Annotated in this window: 19 protein-coding genes; 16 read left to right on the top strand and 3 right to left on the bottom strand. The window is 47.1% G+C overall.

What is annotated here, in order from left to right; genetic code table 11:
- Window positions 1–203: 203 nt before the first annotated feature.
- Entirely contained in the window at window positions 204–1460 is a 1257-nt protein-coding gene (glyA, locus tag GT1_RS09855; protein WP_188398553.1) for a serine hydroxymethyltransferase, read from the top strand.
- Between the two features lie 214 nt (window positions 1461–1674).
- Here glyA and ygiD read toward each other — a convergent pair whose 3' ends face one another.
- The 3 genes from ygiD to GT1_RS09840 all read right to left on the bottom strand — a co-directional run bounded on the left by ygiD (window position 1675) and on the right by GT1_RS09840 (window position 4012).
- Entirely contained in the window at window positions 1675–2451 is a 777-nt protein-coding gene (gene ygiD, locus GT1_RS09850; RefSeq protein ID WP_188398552.1) for a 4,5-DOPA dioxygenase extradiol, read from the bottom strand.
- A gap of 290 nt (window positions 2452–2741) precedes the next feature.
- On the bottom strand, window positions 2742–3623 hold the full coding sequence (locus GT1_RS09845) for a DMT family transporter (RefSeq protein ID WP_188398551.1): 882 nt from the start codon (window positions 3621–3623) through the stop codon (window positions 2742–2744).
- 173 nt (window positions 3624–3796) lie between these two features.
- Complete coding sequence (locus GT1_RS09840; protein WP_075753502.1) at window positions 3797–4012, bottom strand: hypothetical protein; 216 nt, start codon at window positions 4010–4012, stop codon at window positions 3797–3799.
- Between the two features lie 194 nt (window positions 4013–4206).
- On the opposite strand from GT1_RS09840, the gene GT1_RS09835 reads away from it, so the two are divergent.
- The 15 genes from GT1_RS09835 (at window position 4207) to GT1_RS09765 (ending at window position 19250) form a co-directional block, all read left to right on the top strand.
- Window positions 4207–4395, top strand: a complete 189-nt coding sequence (locus GT1_RS09835; protein WP_075753504.1) for a hypothetical protein — start codon at window positions 4207–4209, stop codon at window positions 4393–4395.
- Between the two features lie 210 nt (window positions 4396–4605).
- The gene (locus tag GT1_RS09830; protein WP_223226154.1) at window positions 4606–5649 is read left to right on the top strand and encodes a sulfate ABC transporter substrate-binding protein; all 1044 of its coding nucleotides are present in this window, start codon (window positions 4606–4608) and stop codon (window positions 5647–5649) included.
- Window positions 5650–5666: 17 nt separating this feature from the next.
- Complete coding sequence (gene cysT / locus GT1_RS09825; protein WP_075753508.1) at window positions 5667–6506, top strand: sulfate ABC transporter permease subunit CysT; 840 nt, start codon at window positions 5667–5669, stop codon at window positions 6504–6506.
- 24 nt (window positions 6507–6530) lie between these two features.
- Window positions 6531–7409: a sulfate ABC transporter permease subunit CysW gene (cysW, locus tag GT1_RS09820; protein ID WP_188398550.1), complete on the top strand. Its 879-nt coding sequence runs from the start codon at window positions 6531–6533 to the stop codon at window positions 7407–7409.
- Window positions 7410–7430: 21 nt separating this feature from the next.
- On the top strand, window positions 7431–8504 hold the full coding sequence (locus tag GT1_RS09815; RefSeq protein ID WP_075753510.1) for a sulfate/molybdate ABC transporter ATP-binding protein: 1074 nt from the start codon (window positions 7431–7433) through the stop codon (window positions 8502–8504).
- A gap of 68 nt (window positions 8505–8572) precedes the next feature.
- A complete protein-coding gene (locus GT1_RS09810; RefSeq protein WP_188398623.1) occupies window positions 8573–10258 on the top strand; it encodes an adenylyl-sulfate reductase subunit alpha in 1686 nt (561 codons plus the stop codon).
- Window positions 10242–10556, top strand: a complete 315-nt coding sequence (locus tag GT1_RS09805) for a ferredoxin family protein (protein ID WP_075753512.1) — start codon at window positions 10242–10244, stop codon at window positions 10554–10556. Before GT1_RS09810 ends, GT1_RS09805 begins: the two co-directional genes overlap by 17 nt.
- 15 nt (window positions 10557–10571) lie before the next feature.
- The gene (gene cysD, locus GT1_RS09800; protein ID WP_075753514.1) at window positions 10572–11372 is read left to right on the top strand and encodes a sulfate adenylyltransferase subunit CysD; all 801 of its coding nucleotides are present in this window, start codon (window positions 10572–10574) and stop codon (window positions 11370–11372) included.
- Window positions 11373–11408: 36 nt separating this feature from the next.
- On the top strand, window positions 11409–13136 hold the full coding sequence (locus tag GT1_RS09795) for a sulfate adenylyltransferase subunit 1 (protein ID WP_188398549.1): 1728 nt from the start codon (window positions 11409–11411) through the stop codon (window positions 13134–13136).
- Between the two features lie 106 nt (window positions 13137–13242).
- Window positions 13243–13746, top strand: a complete 504-nt coding sequence (locus GT1_RS09790; protein ID WP_075753518.1) for a DUF6803 family protein — start codon at window positions 13243–13245, stop codon at window positions 13744–13746.
- 153 nt (window positions 13747–13899) lie between these two features.
- On the top strand, window positions 13900–16035 hold the full coding sequence (gene acsB, locus GT1_RS09785) for an acetyl-CoA decarbonylase/synthase complex subunit alpha/beta (protein ID WP_188398548.1): 2136 nt from the start codon (window positions 13900–13902) through the stop codon (window positions 16033–16035).
- Between the two features lie 573 nt (window positions 16036–16608).
- Window positions 16609–17199 carry a sulfurtransferase-like selenium metabolism protein YedF gene (gene yedF, locus GT1_RS09780; RefSeq protein ID WP_188398547.1) on the top strand — a complete coding sequence of 197 codons (591 nt, stop codon included), beginning with the start codon at window positions 16609–16611 and terminating at the stop codon, window positions 17197–17199.
- Window positions 17199–18347, top strand: coding sequence for an aminotransferase class V-fold PLP-dependent enzyme (locus GT1_RS09775; protein WP_223226152.1), 1149 nt, complete (start codon window positions 17199–17201; stop codon window positions 18345–18347). Before yedF ends, GT1_RS09775 begins: the two co-directional genes overlap by 1 nt.
- On the top strand, window positions 18348–18584 hold the full coding sequence (locus GT1_RS09770) for a DUF3343 domain-containing protein (RefSeq protein ID WP_075753524.1): 237 nt from the start codon (window positions 18348–18350) through the stop codon (window positions 18582–18584).
- Window positions 18585–18599: 15 nt separating this feature from the next.
- Window positions 18600–19250 (top strand): 4Fe-4S dicluster domain-containing protein, encoded by a 651-nt coding sequence (locus GT1_RS09765; RefSeq protein WP_188398546.1) that lies wholly within the window; start codon window positions 18600–18602, stop codon window positions 19248–19250.
- The last annotated feature ends 1 nt before the right edge of the window (window position 19251 follow it).

Raw genomic sequence — 19251 nt, 5'->3', positions numbered from 1 at the left:
TTATTGTTATATCAAAATCAATAGAGTGATTATTATGTTTAATAAAAATTTTGATAGGCTTTACAGAAAAAAATAGCTACTTGCATTGCTAAACCCCGTTTTTTAATTAAAAACGGGGTTTAGCAATGCAATATTATCTTTTGGCATAAAAATTGCAAATATGTTGCGGTGTATGAATAATAATTTCTAAGAGGAGTGTTACTATGTTAAAAGCTACCCGTGTTTCTGATCCGGAAGTATATTCCATTATTGCTGATGAATTGAGCCGCCAGGAACACAATATCGAAATGATTGCTTCGGAAAGTACAGCGCCCCTAGAAGTGCTTGAATTAAGTGGTTGTATTTTTACTAATAAGACTACGGAAGGTTATCCGGGAGCGCGCTTTCAAGCCGGCTCACAAGTAGCTGATCGTATTGAAAATTTAGGAATCGAGCGCGCAAAAAAAATTTTTGGTGCTGAACATGCAAATCTTCAAGTCTATTCTGGTTCCACCGCTAACTATAGTGTATATTCTGCCATCCTGAATCCAGGTGATACTGTTTTAAGCATGAGGCTTGATCAGGGAGGGCATCTAACTCACGGCAGCCCTGTAAATTTCCTGTCAAAGGTTTATAATTATATATTTTACGGAGTGGATCCAAAAACGGAACAGATTGATTATGATGGGGTCGAAAGTATTGCTGCAGAAAATAAACCTAAACTGATTATTGCGGGTGGAAGCTCTTATCCGCGGTTAATTGATTATGAGCGGATGAGTAAAATAGCAAAAAAGGCAGGCGCTTATTTCATGGTAGATATGGCGCACATTGCCGGTCTGGTAGCAGCAGGTGTCATTCCCAGCCCAGTTCCTTACGCCGACTTTGTTACCTCATCTACAACGAAAACTTTTTGTGGTCCAAGAAGTGGTATTGTATTATGCAAAGCAGAACATGCCAAAAAATTAGATAAAGGCGTTTTTCCTGGTGCGGTGGGATCTATTCATCTCAACACGGTTGCTGCAAAGACATTTTCTTTGAGATATGTTGCTACACCCGAGTTTCGTAAAATTATGGAGCAGGTTGTTATTAATGCAAAAAAATTGGCAGAAGAATTAATATCATATGGATTTCGCATCGTGAGTGGCGGCACGGATAATCATATTGTCCTTGTGGATCTCCGGCCTAAAGGGGCCACAGGAAAGATATTTCAGAATGCGCTTGAGAAAGTTGGCATAACTGTCAATAAAAATATGATTCCCTTCGACCCGGAGAGTCCGTTTGTTACCAGTGGCGTACGTATAGGTCTGACCTCAATTTCGCAGCGCGGTTTGAAGGAACCTGAAGTCATTGAGATTGCAGCTATTATGAATCAGGTAGCTAAAGCTCCAGAAAACCTTGCGAATCTTGAAGCCTGCAAAATAAAGGCGGAGGAATTGATTGCAAAGTTTCCTCTTTATCCGGTGGGATCCTTTGAAGACTAATTGGTCTTTCCAAAACGACTTTAATGCAATGAGTTTATTGTGAAAGCTAGGGAGATGATATAGATAATCATCTCCCTAGCTTTTTTCAATATCTGGGTTTATTAAAAATAATAATAAAGTATTAATTTTGATAATCACTTTGAAAGCATTATGGATGATAACTTCGAAATGTGTATAACAAAAAGTGAGGGGGGAGATACCTGCTTAATTGCAATTATTCAAATAGATAACTGGTCATTGATAAACTTCCCAAAGTACAGGACTCGTTGTAAATGGAGATTCTGCCCGTGGCTTCCGACGCACCCAACACATAAAGCAACGGGTAAAAGTGATCGGGGTAATAAAACGCCAGTTCGGCTGATTTACCGGCAGATGTATAATTAATTACGTCCTGATATTCTCTGGCAAGTATTTTATCCCTGATATATCCATCGAATTCGACTGCCCAGGAGTACCCGCCGTCCATTTTCCAGTCCACTTTAGAAAGATTATGCACAACATTGCCGCTGGCGAAGAGTAATACCCCTTTTTCTCTCAGATTCCGTAAGTTCCGGCCAATCTGAAAATGAACTTCCGCACTTGCATTGCCGTCTATGCTTAGCTGATAAACGGGAATATCCGCCTCCGGATACATTTTACAAAGTACTGACCAAGTACCATGGTCAATTCCCCAGCTATTGTCAAACTCAACTTTACCTTGGATTAATTGTTTCGTAATCTTAGCCAGTTCCGGTGCACCCGGAACATTATACGAAACTTTATACAATTCGTCAGGAAAGCCGTACATATCATATACGGTTCTTGGCTTTTCCGCGTCATTAACTTTACTGCCTTGCGTATACCAATGGGCGGAGACTGACAAAATTGCTGATGGTCTCGGTATTTTACCGGCGATTTCCTGCCAGCCTTTTGTATATTTATTGTCTTCAATCGCATTTAGCGGCGATCCATGCCCGACAAACAGCAAGGGAAACTTGGTTATATTTGTCATAATATACCTCCTTTCCAGAAAATGGTTTTATTTGCCAAGTAATTGTTTGCTCTTCCGGTACTTCAGATTCAGCTCAGAGCTAATATTTTTTTTAATGATTTCGTGCAGCCCATAAGTAATCATGTCAATAAAACTATGAACGAAACAAGAAATAATTAGGTAGCTGGATAGTCTTTAATAATATTATCATCATCCTGCAATTATTGATATTTTCATTATATTCTCTATAAATTATCTTGTCTATTGCGACTTGGCAATAAAGCACCTGGAGCTTTCTCTACCTGGTGATTTTAACTCTGCTTTGCATTCGCGCGGCGGAGATTGCTGCTGGCAATTCCTCCTAATATGATGGCAACTCCCAGCCACTGCGGCCAACTTACCTGCTCTGCCAGCACGAGCGAGGACATCATAACGGCCACAGGCAGTTCAGAGGCCGTCAGGATGGTACCGAGTCCTGAGCCAACATGGGGCATGCCAATGGAGAACAACAGCGGCGGCAGAACAACCCCAAACACGCCAAGTAACAATCCATAAGGAATCAAGTCTGTTAACACCGTAACATCAAACAAAAATGTTGGGGGAAATACGATAAAGACAGTTATGGCAGCCCCTGTTGCAAGCAGCGCGCTTTTTAACATCGGGGGAGTTTCCTTTTCAACAGAGCCGCTCAGGAAAATAAACGCGGCAAAGGTTAATGCGGCCAACATGCCCCACAGGGTGCCCTGCCAGGAGAGAGCCGTGCGTTCCTGAAACAGAATATTGGCAGCTAAAACAGAACCAATCAGCAGGATTGCAATGGAAATGAGCTTTATGGGTGCTGGCCGTTTTTTCTGCAACACCCACTCAAACAATGTACCGATCCACACAAATTGAAACAAAAAAATAATAGCCAGCGAAGCATCCAGGGTTTGCAGAGACTGGAAATAAAATATGCCTGTTAAGCCGGAGGGAATTCCTGATAACAGCAGCTTTACCGTTTGCTTGCCTGTTAACTTTTGCTTTTTCGTAAATAAAAAAACCAGCCACGCCAGCACTGTTCCGAAAAAATACTGTCCCCCGGTTACTGTATTCACGGTGAATCCTGTAGCATAGGCCAGCTTAACAAAGGTCGATAATATCCCATAACAGCAGCCTCCCAGGAAAACAATGAGAGCATAATGCCATAATTTCATAACAAAGCCTCCTTTTTTGTATGCAAAAAAGCCACACAAATAGCCAATAAGGCATTTGTGTGGCGAAAATAGAGAAGTTCTCTAGAAAAATCCACATACTGAATCAGTTTTAGTATTCCGTTTCAGGATTAGTATAAAGTCTGTTTTGCCAGTTGTCAATAACTAGCTAGTACCTAAGCTTTATAATCGACGCGATGGCCGATTCCGGCTTCATTGGCAGGCTGCTGCTGGTTAGATTCCGGCTTGGAGTTGTTTTTCAGGGACTTTTTTGTTTTTACCTGCCGTTTTTGCCTGCTTTGATGCTGCATTTCCAAGTCAAAATAATCGGGCAGGGCTTTCCGGATAGGTAACACCCGTCTTATCGGCTGGATAGGTTCGACTCTTTCCACAGTACCACCTCGCCTTCAAAAAAATTCCCTCTATTCTTTATGCTTTCACATAGACGGCTCACTGGTCTTATTGGTTTTCTGAGTTTTGTCATAGTTTTGTCACAGCTCCGTATTACTCTTAAGTTAGTGATCAGGGAAGATATTTCCTGCACAGCTGGATTAATTTTCCCACAAACTAGCGAGGAGGCGGAAGAATGACCGAAGATGAAATCTGCGATCGAATCAGGAAAATTTGTGATGCGTTACGATTACCCCAGGAAGGGATTGCGGGGGAGGAGCTTATGCAAGAACTGGAGCTGCTTTGCGGCCTGATGCTGAAAAGGCATAACAGTATTGTTCGCACCGCTCCCTGGCTTTCTGACAGGCCAACTCACAGACTTTGAAAAAAGTTCTTGACTATACAGGCTGCACCAGCTATAATGATGAAAAAATTAAATATGAACGGCTCACCAGAAAACTGGAGGCTAACTACTAACAAGTAGTTAGCCATTTTTATTTTCCGCGGTTATATGTCCAGACTACTGGGCTGAAATAATAATTTATAAGGGGAGATTGTCATGTTTCAATTAGGTGCAAAACCAAGGCCAAAATCTGTGAAAATCTATCTTCTCATTGCTGCTTTGTCGCTTATGGTAGCCAGCCTGGCAGGCTGCGGCAAGCAAGAGGCCGCAGCCGATAAAGGGAAGCCGGCTGCTCAGCCGGTTACGCTGCTCAACGTTTCTTATGACCCAACCCGCGAATTATACAAGGATTTTAATGAATCCTTCGCCAGCCAATGGAAAGCCAAAACCGGCCAAACTGTTACCATTCAGCAGTCTCATGGTGGTTCGGGCGCTCAGGCGCGTGCGGTGCGTGAAGGTATTGAAGCCGATGTTGTGACGTTAGCTTTAGCTCCAGACATCGATGCGGTAGCGCAAACCGGAATTATTTCAGCCGATTGGCAGAAACGCCTGGCACAGAACTCTACTCCTTACACATCCACCATTGTCTTTTTGGTGCGCAAGGGGAATCCCAAGAATATCAAAGACTGGGATGATTTAGTTAAACCAGGGATAGCCGTTATTACTCCCAACCCGAAAACCTCTGGCGGAGCCCGCTGGAACCATCTGGCAGCCTGGGGATACTCATTGAAGCAAAATAATAATGATGAAACTAAGGCCAAAGAATTTTTAACCAAACTATATCAGAATGTACCGGTGCTTGATACCGGGGCCCGGGGCTCAACCACCACTTTTGTGGAACGCGGCATAGGTGATGTCCTGCTGGCCTGGGAAAATGAAGCCTTACTGGCAGAAAAGGAATTAGGTAAAGACAAATTCGAAATTATAGCCCCTTCCTTAAGTATTCTGGCTGAACCGCCTGTCGCAGTGGTCGATAAAGTAGTCGATAAAAAGGGAACCCGGCAGATAGCTGAGGCGTATCTCCAATATCTCTATACCGACCAGGGGCAGGAGCTTGCTGCCAAGCATTACTACCGGCCGCGGGCAGAGGCTGTTGCTGCTAAATATGCTAACCAGTTCCCTAAGCTCAGCCTGTTTACGATAGCTGACCTTGGTGGCTGGACAGAGGCTCATAACAAGCACTTTAAAGATGGCGGCATTTTTGATCAAATTTATGAACCAAAAGCCAAACAATAACGAAGTGGGGAATAATCATGAGTCTTAAATCCCTTACAATAACGAAACATAGCATACTGCCGGGTTTTGGACTCACTATGGGCTTTACCATGTTATATATTGGGCTCCTAGTATTGATTCCGCTATCTACCATTATTCTTACGGCAGCTGGAATAGGGTGGGCAGAGTTTTGGGAAATAGTCACAGCTCCGAGACTGGTGGCATCCTATAAACTCAGCTTTGGCGCATCCCTGATTGCCGCCTCCATAAACGCCATATTTGGCTTATTGGTAGCCTGGGTATTGGTACGCTATTCGTTTCCCGGCAAACGAATTATCGATGGACTTGTTGACCTGCCATTTGCTCTTCCTACCGCTGTTGCCGGTATTACATTAACCACGCTGTATGCTCCAAACGGCTGGATTGGCAGCCATTTGGCCTTACTTGGCATCAAAGGCGCCTACTCGCCTCTGGGGGTTGTCATAGCCCTTACCTTTATTGGATTACCGTTTGTGGTGCGCATGGTTCAACCTGTCCTGCAAACATTAGACAAAGAAGTAGAAGAAGCGGCGGCCAGCTTGGGGGCTGGTCGCCTGCAAACTTTTACCAGGATTATCTTGCCGGAGATATTCCCAGCCCTCTTGACCGGGTTTGCGCTGGCGTTTGCCCGGGCTTTGGGGGAATATGGGTCAGTTGTGTTTATCTCAGGCAATATGCCGATGAAAACCGAGATTACGCCGCTGCTGATTATGACTAAGCTTGAGCAATATGACTACAGCGGTGCCAGTGCCATAGCGGCGGTTATGCTGTTTGTTTCATTTATCCTGCTGTTCGTAATTAACCTTTTGCAGTGGTGGCAGGGGAGGCGGCATGGTTGATTATCGAAGGAGGCGCGATACCTAATGGCCAGTAATATAGCACTGCGGTCAAAAACTATACGGCAAACTCCCGGATCAACAACCGAACTGCCATTGGTTCGCTGGCTGCTTATTGCACTTGCCCTCGCATTTCTGGGGTTAATGCTGATTGTTCCTGTCATTGCCGTATTTGTAAAAGCATTTGAACAAGGCTTGGCATTGTATGTTAAAGCCATTACAGAACCGGATGCGTTGGCTGCTATTAAGCTTACGCTGCTGACAGTAAGCATTGCTGTACCGCTTAATACACTGTTTGGGCTGACGGCGGCCTGGGCAATAGCCAAATTTGAGTTCAGAGGCAGAAACTTTCTGATCACACTGATTGACCTGCCGTTTGCTGTTTCGCCGGTTATTGCCGGACTGATTTTTGTATTCTTGTTTGGCAAACCGGGTATCTTCGGCCCGTGGCTGGCTGCCCACGATATCAAGATTATTTTTGCTGTGCCGGGGATTGTTTTGGCCACAGTTTTTGTTACTTTCCCTTTTATTGCCCGCGAACTAATACCACTGATGCAGGCTCAGGGAACAGCCGAGGAAGAGGCGGCATTAACTTTAGGCGCGAACGGCTGGAAAACTTTTTGGCATGTTACCTTACCCAATATCAAATGGGGGCTGATTTACGGCGTTATTCTTACAAGTGCCAGGGCAGTGGGTGAATTCGGTGCGGTATCGGTTGTTTCAGGACATATTCGCGGCCTTACCAACACCATGCCGCTGCATGTTGAAATTTTATATAATGAATACCAGTTTGTTGCGGCATTTGCCGTGGCTTCCCTGATGACGCTGCTGGCCATCATAACCTTAGTTGTAAAAAACATTGCCGAATGGAAAGTGCAGCAGCAAAGCCAGGAGTTAGCTGAGTAGTGTGTACGGGGAGGTAAAGTAATGAGTATTGAGATCATTAATATACATAAGCAGTTTGGTTCGTTTACAGCCTTGAAAGATATCAATCTGACAATTCCAACAGGCGAACTTGTGGCCCTTTTAGGGCCGTCCGGTTCAGGCAAAACGACATTGCTGCGAATCATCGCCGGTTTAGAGCTGGCCGATCAGGGTTCAATCCTCTTCAATGGTGAAGATACCGCCCAAAGAAATGTCCAACAACGGCAGGTAGGGTTTGTTTTTCAGCATTATGCATTATTCCGCCATATGACTGTTTTTGATAATATTGCTTTTGGCTTACATGTCCGCCCAAGCAAATTGCGTCCTGCAAAAACCGAGATTCAGGCAAAGGTACAAAAACTATTGAGTCTGGTTAAGCTCGAGGGTATGGCTCACCGTTACCCAACCCAGTTGTCCGGCGGGCAGCGGCAGCGGGTGGCACTGGCCAGAGCGCTTGCCGTTGAACCGCAGGTGCTGCTTTTAGATGAACCGTTTGGCGCTTTGGATGCCAAAGTGCGGAAAGAATTACGGCGCTGGCTTAGACAATTGCATGACGAGCTTCATGTTACCAGTGTGTTTGTTACCCATGATCAGGAAGAGGCGCTGGATGTAGCAGACCGCATCGTAATCCTTAACAATGGCCGGATTGAACAACTGGGGACACCTGAGGAAGTGTATGAACACCCGAACAGTCCGTTTGTATACGACTTTTTAGGAAACGTAAATTTATTCCGCGGGCGCATTCATCGAGGCCGGATCAGTCTTGGCTCAATTGAACTGGCAGCACCTGATCATATTGATACGCTGGATACACAGGCCGTAAGCTTTGTGCGTCCTTATAACATTGAAGTGGAACGGGAAGGCAAGGGGCAGGAGTTTATTCCGGCACGTATTCTGTATATTCGGGCCGTAGGGCCGACTGTCCATCTGGAATTAAAAAGGGAAGATACCGGCGATTTCGTGGAAGTAGAATTAAGTAAAGAACGATTCCGGGAACTCAATATAAAGTTAGGTGAGCAAGTATTTGTCAAACCTAAAGATCTTCGAATATTTATCCCTGAAGATTATGTTATCTAATGTCAACCGTTCTTCCGGCATTGATTTGGGGGAGATGAATTCAGCGAATGGGAAAGCAGTGTGAAGGTATGAATGTAGCGGAAAAACGCCTGGAAACAGATATTCTCATTATTGGCGGCGGGACGGCAGGCTGTTTTGCTGCCATAACTATTGCCGGGAAGGCTGCGGCAAAAGTCATTATTGCCGAAAAGGCCAATATCAAGCGCAGCGGTTGTCTGGCAGCCGGTGTTAATGCCCTGAACGCTTATATTGTCAAAGGTCAAACACCGGAAAACTACCTTAATTATGTCAAAAATGATGCTGCCGGTGTGGTCAGAGAAGATCTTGTCTATACGGCGGCAGAGCGGTTTAATCAAGTCACCCGTAAAATGGAAGGTCTTGGGCTGGTGATACAAAAAGATGAGCACGGCGAGTATGCTGCCCGGGGAACCAGAAATATCAAAATCAATGGTGAGAATATAAAACCGCTGCTGGCGGAAGCCGTGCTGAACAGTCCGCGCGTTACCGTAGTAAACCGGATTAATATTGTTGATTACATTATCAAGGATGGCGCAGTAGCAGGCGCGTACGGGTTTTCCCTGGATTCTCCCACTTTTTACGTTATCTCGGCAAAGGCTGTAATCTGTGCCACCGGCGGAGCCGCCGGGCTTTATCGGCCTAATAATCCCGGTTTTTCCCGGCATAAAATGTGGTACAGTCCATTTAATACCGGCGCAGGTTATGCCATGGGAATCAGGGCAGGTGCGGAAATGACCACCTTTGAAATGCGTTTTATTGCTTTGCGGTGTAAGGACACCATCGCCCCCACCGGCACGATTGCCCAGGGTGTTGGCGCACCGCAGGTAAACAGCCAAGGGGAAGAATATGAACAGCAATATGGCAATATGAGCACTGCCAACCGCCTGTATTCTACCGTCATGGAAAACAGAAACGGCAGAGGGCCCTGCTTTTTGCAAACGAAAGCCATTTCTCCGAAACAGGAGGACGAATTATATAAAGCCTATCTGAATATGGCTCCGTCCCAGACGCTGCGATGGCTTGAGCGGCAGGGACCTGCTTCAGAAAATGTAGAGATTGAGGGAACCGAGCCTTACATTGTGGGTGGACATACGGCCAGCGGGTACTGGGTGGACACCAAACGGGCAACCACCATTAACGGACTCTACGCAGCCGGCGACGTAGCCGGCGGCTGCCCGCAAAAGTATGTGACAGGCTGTTTTGCCGAGGGCGAAATTGCTGCTTTGGCAAGCTTAGAATATATCCGGGATAAACATAACCGGTGGCCCGGACAAAACGAAATAGACAATAAAATTTCGGCATTGCAACAACTGCTGCAGGCAGAGCCGGCACTTCATACTGCCGAAAGCATCGAAGAAGCCATGCAGAAAACCATGGATGATTATGCAGGAGGCATTTCATCAGGCTACATCTTTAATTACCAGAAACTACAGGTGGCCAAACAGCGCATTGAAGAGCTGCTGGAAATGTGCGGCCAGTTAAGAGCCAGCGACATGTACCAGCTGCTAAGCATCCAGGAGGTTATTGACAGGCTGTTTGTCTGCAAGGTCCTTATCCGGCATCTGGAAGCCAGGCAGGAGACCCGCTGGCATGCCTTTCAGGAAAATGCCGACTATCCGGAAAAAAATGATAATAACTGGTTGAAATATGTTAATTCCAGACTAAGTAACGGCGAGATCAGGCTTGTGTTCAGAGACTTGGTAAAGAGGGGTGAAATTTATGAGCATCAGGATTGACAGCCATAAGTGCAGCGGGTGTGGCAAATGCCGGGAGGTATGTCCCGGGAGTTTGCTCCGGGCGACAGACTCTGGTCGGACAGATATCAGGGAGCCTAAAGATTGTTGGGGATGTACTTCCTGTCTCAAAGAATGCAGCTGCAATGCCATTACCTACTATCTCGGGGCCGACATGGGGGGGCGGGGCAGCCTGCTCCACACCCGGCAGGAGGGAAATCTGCTGCACTGGATTGTCACAGAACCAAACGGCCGGGAAAAAACCATCACTGTAGATAAGAAACAAGCCAATGCATACTAAGGAGGAGTCGCTATTATGGATCATTTAGATCGTTTGGAAGCGCAAAGTATATTCATACTGAGAGAGGCATATAAGAAGTTCGGTAAGCTAGGTATGCTATGGTCAATTGGTAAAGACTCCACTGTTTTATTGTGGCTGGCCAAAAAAGCTTTTTTCGGACATTGTCCGTTCCCGTTCATCCATGTCGATACTGCCTATAAAATCCCTGAGATGATTGAGTTCAGAGACCAAATAGCCAAACAATACAATATTGAACTAATTGTTCACAGCAATGAAGAGGCTTTGCAGGCAGGGATGGGACCGGATAAAGGACGTCTGGTGTGCTGCAGGGCCTTAAAAACCGACGGACTGCAGCAAGTGGTCACCAAATATGAGTTTGAAGGGCTGATATTGGGGATACGCCGTGATGAAGAAGGCTCACGCTCCAAAGAACGGGTTTTCAGTGAAAGAAATAAAGATTCGGAGTGGGATTACACCAACCAGCCGCCTGAACTCTGGAACCAATTTAAAACCGATTTCCCCAAAGGGAATCACATCCGGGTACATCCGATTTTGCATTGGAATGAAATTGATATCTGGTCATATATCGCCAGAGAGAAGATCCCGCTTGTGGATCTCTATTTTGCCAAAAACGGCAAAAGATACCGCAGTCTTGGCTGTGCTCCCTGCACCGGGCAGATTGACTCTAATGCAACTACGGTTGCGGAAATTATCGAGGAGCTTAAAAACACCAAACAAGGTGAACGAGCCGGGCGCGCCCAGGATCAGGAGGATTCCTACGCCATGCAAAAACTACGCAAAGATGGATATATGTAATAAGCAGAATACATCGGGAGACGGGGAGGCCGCTACATGGACATTGAGAGAGAAGTACTTAATATAGTTGTTGTCGGGCATGTCGATCATGGCAAATCCACAGTGATTGGCAGGCTGCTGTATGACACCAAATCTTTGCCCGAAGGTGCCATTGACCGGGTAAAGCGAATTGCCAAAGAAAAGGGTAAGCCCTTTGAATATGCTTATCTGCTGGATGCTTTTGAGGAAGAGCAGAAGCAAGGCATTACCATCGACACTACCCAACTGCAATTTCGTACCGAAAAAAGAGATTATGTAATTATTGATGCCCCCGGACATAAGGAGTTTCTAAAAAACATGATTTCCGGAGCTGCCAGTGCCGAGGCTGCGCTTTTAATTATCGATGCTAATGAAGGGATTCAGGAACAATCCAAACGGCATGGCTATATATTGTCATTGCTGGGGATACAAAAAGCCTATGTACTTATTAATAAGATGGATTTAATTGATTATTCAGAAGCCAAATTTAATGAGATTAAGCAGGAAATAAACGAGTTTTTGCACAATCTCCACGTGTTTCCTTTAAAATACATCCCGATTTCAGCTTTTTTTGGCGAGAATATGATTACCCGTTCAGAAAAAATGCCCTGGTATAAAGGCGAGCCGATCCTTACGGCAATTGACTTGTTTGAAAAAGACAAAGGGCTGGAGACAAAAGCGCTACGGTTCCCCATTCAGGATGTCTATAAATTTGATAACCGGCGCATTATTGCCGGGCGGATCGAATCAGGGACGCTGCATGTCGGTGATGAAGTTTTACTATCGCCCGCTAATAAGCTGACAAAAGTTAAGACAATCGAGTACTGGACTGACAAGGATAAAACTGACAGCGTCTATGCCGGAATGTCGGTGGGCATAACGGTTGAAGATGAGTTTTTTAACCAGCGGGGCGAATTTATTGTTCATCCTGACCAGGCACCGCTGGTTTCCGACACCTTCAAAGCCAACATCTTTTGGATGGGGAAGAAGCCTTTGGTAAAAGCAGCAGACTATAAGCTCAAACTGGCGACCCAGGAACTGGAGTGTGAGATATACTCGATCGTCAAGGTCATTGATGCCACTACGCTGGCGACAATAGAAGATGCCGGACAAGTTAAAACCAATGACGTAGCCGAAGTCATTATCAGGACCAAAAAGCAGCTCTGTTTTGATGAATTTAAGAACAATCAATTGACAGGCCGATTCGTTATTGTTGACGGCTATGATGTAAGTGGCGGCGGGATTGTCTCAGGCCTTGTGACCCAGTGGCAGACTGTGAGCAAATTTGCGGCAAACGGATTGGAACTGGTGGTAAATTGTTTTGACGACTATGTCTATGTACTTGCCGAAGGTGCTGTAAGAAGGTTTGATGCCAGGCCGCATACCTTTGCTGCCGGTGATGTAGTTGCGATAACCGGAAAAACCTATGAATATCCTGCCGATTTCGACATAATCGATATTCAGACAAAAGTAGCCGCCAAAGTGAGGAAAGCCAGAATAGCAGGAGTTATACCCCTGGTTGAGTACACCTATAGTGGTGTGCCGGTAATTGACGCTAAAGGAGCCGGCCTTAAGCTGGCAACTGAGGCAGATTTTATTCAGTTTTACAGCGAGCTTGAGACCATAGTTAGCTGGCAGACGAAGGCGGCGTCAAGCTTTACTACTAAGTGGCTTGAATTTACCAGGTACCGGGGTATTCCGGTTGTAGCGGCAGTTGGTGAAGCAGGTGCAGATTATCAGATTTAACCTAAAAAATCATGCGTTTTCCAGAGGGCCTTCACAAGTTCTTCACAATCTCCTGCTACAATTAGCGTAGTTAACAACCCGGTTGCGGGAGGAGGAGAATGAACTTATGAATATGACTCATTATATGGAACTGTTGGCTGTGAATCAGCCCTGGAATCTCATTATCTATATGGTGATTCCCGTTGCGCTGGCCGAAGCGCTGGTAGCTACTGAATTTTTTGTGGTATTCAATCGGGGTAAGGCCGGCGGTGTGCTGCGCACCATCAATAAGTACATTGGGATTGTGCTTGGCTTCTATTTCCTGGGAATTTTTCTTAACCTGATGATTACGGCAGTGCCGGGAATGCCCTGGCGTGGTCCGGCCGATATCCTGGCAGTTGGCGCGTATCTGAGCGGTGTTGTTCCGCTTATGGGGATTGCGCTCTTAGAGCTTGGCGTTATTTTCAAGGGCAAAACCGAGAGCGAAAAACTGAAACTGCACTTTATCTTGCTTACAGTATTTTTGGTAGTTGCTCATATTGCCATGATATTTGGTATGGTCGATCCGACTGTTATGGGCTGGAATCCTGACGGAGCGCCGCCCATGCAGCATAATATGCATAACCATTAAAAAATAGGAATCTGCCTAGTACCTTGTCAGCCCTTGGCTTTCAATGGGTAGGCAGATTTTTCTACTAATTTCTAATTTTTGCAGGATTAGATAGAGGCAGCTAGAATAGTAAGTATGTAAAAAGAATAACATACTCCTGAAGGAGGCTTGCTAATGTCTAAACAAATTTGTGAATTGGCTTATCAGGGAGCATCAACAGCTGTAGGTCTTGCGGAAAAACTCCTTACGGAAGCCATTGAAAAACATGGTGCAGAAGCACCGGTGAAGTATCCTGATACGGCATATAAGCTGCCGATTGTTACCGCCTTAAGCGGCGAAGACATAACAACATTAGGTGAGATTGTTCCTGTTTTACAGAGGATTAAAGCAAATAACCTGCGGCCGGAACCGGAATTGGGCAATGCCTTACTATCCGGGGAAGCCACCCTGTATGCCGGTGAAATTATCGAGGCTTTGCGTTATGTTGGCAATGATCAACCGGATGAAGCCCCATATACCGGCTTTTTGCCTGACCGTATTTTGCGTAAATGCGGCGTGCCGCTGGTGGATGGCACTATTCCCGGTGTTGCCGTCATTACCGGCAAGGCCAAAGATGCCAAAGCGGGTGCCGCGCTGGTAAAGGACCTGCAGTCTAAAGGCATTCTGGTTATGCTGGTTAATGATATCATTGAACAATGTATTGCGGAAAATATCAAAGTTGGTTTGGATTATCTGACGCTTCCGTTAGGAAAATTTACGCAGATTGTGCATGCCGTTAACTTTGCTGCCCGTGCCGGTTTGGCCTTTGGCGGTGTTCCCAAAGGTGAGCGTGAGCGGATGCTGGAATATCAAAAGAGCCGTGTTCCCGCTTTTGTTATTGCCTTGGGCGAGCTGGATGCCGTTACTGTGGCAATTGGCGCCGGCGCGCTGTTTATGGGTTTCCCCATTGTTACCGACCAGGCACTGCCGCCGGAACTGCAAATCCCGGGACTCTTAGAACCTCAGCCTGATTATGATAAAATTGTCAAACTGGCTTTGGAGCTTCGCAACATAAAACTTAAAATTGTGGATATCCCGGTTCCGATTACTGTCGGGCCGGCATTTGAGGGTGAAACCATCCGTAAGAAAGAAGCCTGGGTGGAGTTTGGCGGCGGTCGCTCACCCGGCTTTGAGCTTGTTCGCATGGCTGACGCCGACCATGTGGAAGATGGAAAAATTGAAGTTGTCGGACCGGAAATTGATGAAATGCCTGAAGGTAGTGTATTCCCGCTGGGGATTATCGTTGATATTTATGGACGTAAAATGCAGGAAGACTTTGAAGGCGTGCTGGAGCGCCGTATCCATTACTTTATTAATTATGGCGAAGGGTTATGGCATGTTGCCCAGCGTGACTTGTGCTGGCTCAGAATTAGCAAAGGAGCCAAAGAGGCCGGATTTAAGATCCGCCATTTCGGCGAACTCTTAATTGCCAAGTTCAAATCCGACTATCCGGCCATTGTCGACAGGGTGCAGGTAACACTTATTACCGATGCCCAGGTTATTGATGAAAAAATTAAGATTGCCCGCGAAAAATACCAGGCACGTGATGCCAGGTTGAAAGGTCTTACCGACGAATCGGTCGATACCTTTTACTCTTGTACCTTGTGCCAGTCCTTTGCACCTAACCATGTCTGTATTGTTTCGCCGGAACGGGTTGGCTTGTGCGGCGCAGTAAGCTGGCTTGATGCGAAAGCCTCCAATGAAATTACACCGACCGGACCTAATCAGCCGATCACCAAAGGCGAGTGTCTTGACGAAGCAAAGGGTATGTGGAAGAATTTGAACGATTTCCTCTATACTTCGTCCAACCGCACTTTGGAAGAGGTCAATCTGTATACCTTGATGGACAAACCGATGACTTCCTGCGGCTGCTTTGAGGCTATCATGGCGGTATTGCCGCTGACCAACGGCGTTATGATTACTACCCGTGAACACTCCGGCGATACGCCTTGCGGTATGTCCTTCTCCACCCTGGCCGGCACTTGCGGCGGCGGGGTGCAGACACCCGGTTTTATGGGGATTGGCCGCCGTTATGTTGTAAGCTCTAAGTTTATTCCGGCAGACGGTGGTTTGGGCAGGATTGTCTGGATGCCGAAAGAATTAAAAGAGTATTTAAAAGACGAACTGGCCGAACGGGCTGTTCAACTCGGCTTGGGAGCCGACTTTGTTGATAAAATTGCCGACGAGACGGTGGGCATAACCGAAGAGGAGATATTGCCTTTCCTGGAAGAGCGGCAGCACCCGGCCTTAAAAATGGACCCGCTGATGTAACAGTATAGCAAATAAAGAGATAACCCTGGGGCATTGTTGCCAGGGTTATCTTTTTTTGGAGCTATTTACCAATAATTTAAACTTTATTTTAGCAGGAGTTTGATTATTGAAATAGAAAAAATAGATTAGTTAGATTAATTTTTTTTATAAGTATCGATAGTGCAGGCGCGATTAGGCTTGCCGCAGCCACTGCCGGTCCAGATACCACAGGCCTGCCTGCATATCCGGGTGGGGGGAGAGACTATTTTACAATGAATGAAATGAGAGTGTCGATTTTTATAGATTATTTCAATAAAGCAGTGCAAGAAGACCAAAGGCGGCAGCCGGGGTGTTAGAGAAAGTGTTTCACACAGGTATGTATTATGATTATAGAAATTATCAATAGGTATTGGGTTTGGTGATTGAAAAACACGATTAGAGCATTTTACTTATCTGTGTTAGGATAACACAGTAAAAACTCATCTTTCATCAATAAATAGCAGCCAAGCTGTGAAAAAAATGGCTGTTGGTTCTCTGCCTGCAGGCAGCAGCAGCTAAATTATAATTTGAAGCAAAAGAAAAAGGAGATAAGCAATGCGACAGATTAATGCAATCGGGGATGCCTGTCCACTACCTGTTATCAAAACCAAAAAAGGTCTTGATGCCATCGAGAGCGGCCAACTGGTGGTGCTGGTGGATAATGAGATAGCTGTCCAAAATATCCGCCGGTTAGCTGAGGCAACAGGCTGTCAATTTGACGTAGTGCAGCAAGAGGGTATTTTTCATATTTCGCTGATAAAAACAGCAGCCCAGCCGGATGGTTCTGCCGCCCGCAGTGCGGCAGTGGCCGGTAAAACAGTTGTCGTCCTGTCTGCCGATACTATGGGAAACGGCGACGACGAGCTGGGGCGTATCCTCATGAAAGGCTTTATTTTTGCTCTCACCCAGTTGGATACCCTGCCTGATACCATCCTGCTCTATAACACGGGTGCAAAGCTGGCAGTGCAGGGCTCAAGCTCCCTGGAGGATTTGCTTGCGCTGGAAAAGGCCGGGGCTGCCGTCCTGACCTGCGGCACCTGTCTCAATCACTTGGGGATTGCAAAGCAGCTCGGCGTAGGGGAAGTAACCAATATGTACCGTATTGTGGAAGAGATGCGTGAGGCCGGACGCATCCTGCGCCCCTGATGTCTATGATTTATTTTGACAATGCAGCAACCAGCCTGCCCAAGCCGCCGGCGGTGGGACAGGCGGTGCTGGCAGCTATAAATACCTTTGGCGGGGCCGGAAGGGGCGGGCATCCTGCTGCCCTGGCGGCCTCCCGCTGCCTGTTTCAGGCGCGCAAAGCAGTAGCCGGGTTATTGGGGTCTGCTGCCGACCGGACGGTTTTTACCGCCAATGCGACAGACAGTCTGAATATTGCCATTGCCGGTTTGCTGACCCGGGAAGACCATGTTATTACCACTGCCCTGGAGCATAATTCTGTGCTGCGGCCGTTATATAAGCTCCGCTCCCAGGGGATGGGGTTATCGATTGTTGACATTGACCAACAAGGGAATCTGGATTACGACGGGTTTCGCCGCTTGCTGCGTCCCAATAGCAAAGCGGTAGTCTGTACCCACGCCTCCAACCTGACCGGTACGCTTACCGATTTGGCGTTCCTGGCCGATTTCTGCCGGGAAAACGGCCTGCTGCTGATTGTGGATGCAGCGCAAACCGCCGGTGTATTTCCCCTTGACATAGACAAATTGGGAATTGATGTTCTCTGCTTTACCGGTCACAAAGGACTGTTGGGACCGCAGGGGACCGGCGGGCTTTGCATCCGGCAAGGGCTTGATATATTGCCGCTTAAGGTAGGCGGCAGCGGACTTCACAGCTATAGTGAAACCCATCCGGCAGATCTGCCAGAGGCCCTGGAAGCCGGTACGGCCAACGCCCATGGCATCGCCGGCTTGCTGGCCGGCGTTGAGTACATTCAGGCAACAGGTATGGATACTATCCGTGACAGGGAACTGGAGCTGGCAACTCTCTTTCGCCAGGGGATTGCCGCAATTCCCGGGGTTCGCATTTACGGAGATCCGGCCAGGCCACACGCGCCCCTTGTGACGCTGAATATCGGTTCCCTGGATTCAGGCGAGGTAGGGGACCGTCTGGCAACTCTTTACGATATTTGTGTACGGAGCGGTGCCCATTGCGCTCCGCTGGCGCATTTGGCGTTAGGAACCCGGAGCCAAGGTGCGGTGCGTTTTAGCTTCTCCTCGTTCAATACGGAAGAAGAAATCCAAAGAGGAATTCGAGCGATTGCGGCGATTGCCGCAGAGGAGGAGCAGGGATAAATGGAGAGAAAGAAACAGCCCAAATTAGTGATTACCTTTCCCACCACCACTGCCGCGATGGCAATGGAGGCTGCCTGCGCAGCCGGGCAAGGACGCTTAATACCTATTCCCCGGGAAATCAGTGGCGGCTGCGGCCTGGCTTGGTGCGCAGAGCCGCAACTGGAGGATAGGCTGCTCCGGGTGATGGCTGAAAACAGTATTGTCTATCAGGAGAAACGGGTTCTTCCGCTATATTAACAAGGAGGGTAAGTATTGCAAAGTCGCAGAAACTTATTGAAGCAAGGCATTATGGCGGTAACTGCCGCTATGCTGCCAATCAAGGCAATGGCCGGACAAGAAAGCACAGTCCGGTATCAAATGATTGTTGATCAGAACCGCTGCATGGGTTGTCAGACCTGTGTTCTAGCCTGCAAAGCCCAGAATGATATTGCGCCCAGCCAATTCCTGACCCGGGTTCTGATCCGGGAAGAAAAAAAAGGAGCAGTTGTCAGGCAGGTATTCAAACCTGTGGGCTGTAACCAGTGTGAGAGTCCGCGGTGTCTTACCGCTTGCCCGTATAAAGCCATCAGCAAGCTGGACAACGGCATCGTGGTGACCGACTGGACTTTATGCCGGGGCGTGAAGGCCTGTAATAATGCCTGCGGTAATGCCTGTCCCTTCCATGCTCGGATTGCTGATCCGCGTTTTGCCGGCAAATCGGACAAATGCGATTATTGTGCAGACCGGCTGGAAACAGAATTGCAGCCTGCCTGTGTCGAGGCTTGTCCGGCACGGGCCCGGATTTTCGGTAACAGCCGGCAGGCCAACGGTGAATTTGCAAAATATCTTCAGCATCCCGCGCTGAGTTCTTCCCGTGCGGAACAGTCAATTGAAACAAATACAAAATATATTCCGCTGCGATAAG

The organism is Sporomusa sp. GT1 (genome assembly GCF_014634905.1).
Lineage (GTDB): Bacteria > Bacillota > Negativicutes > Sporomusales > Sporomusaceae > Sporomusa > Sporomusa sphaeroides.
Note: the sequence above shows the minus strand (reverse complement) of the source record. Positions and strands in the feature narration are given on the sequence as shown.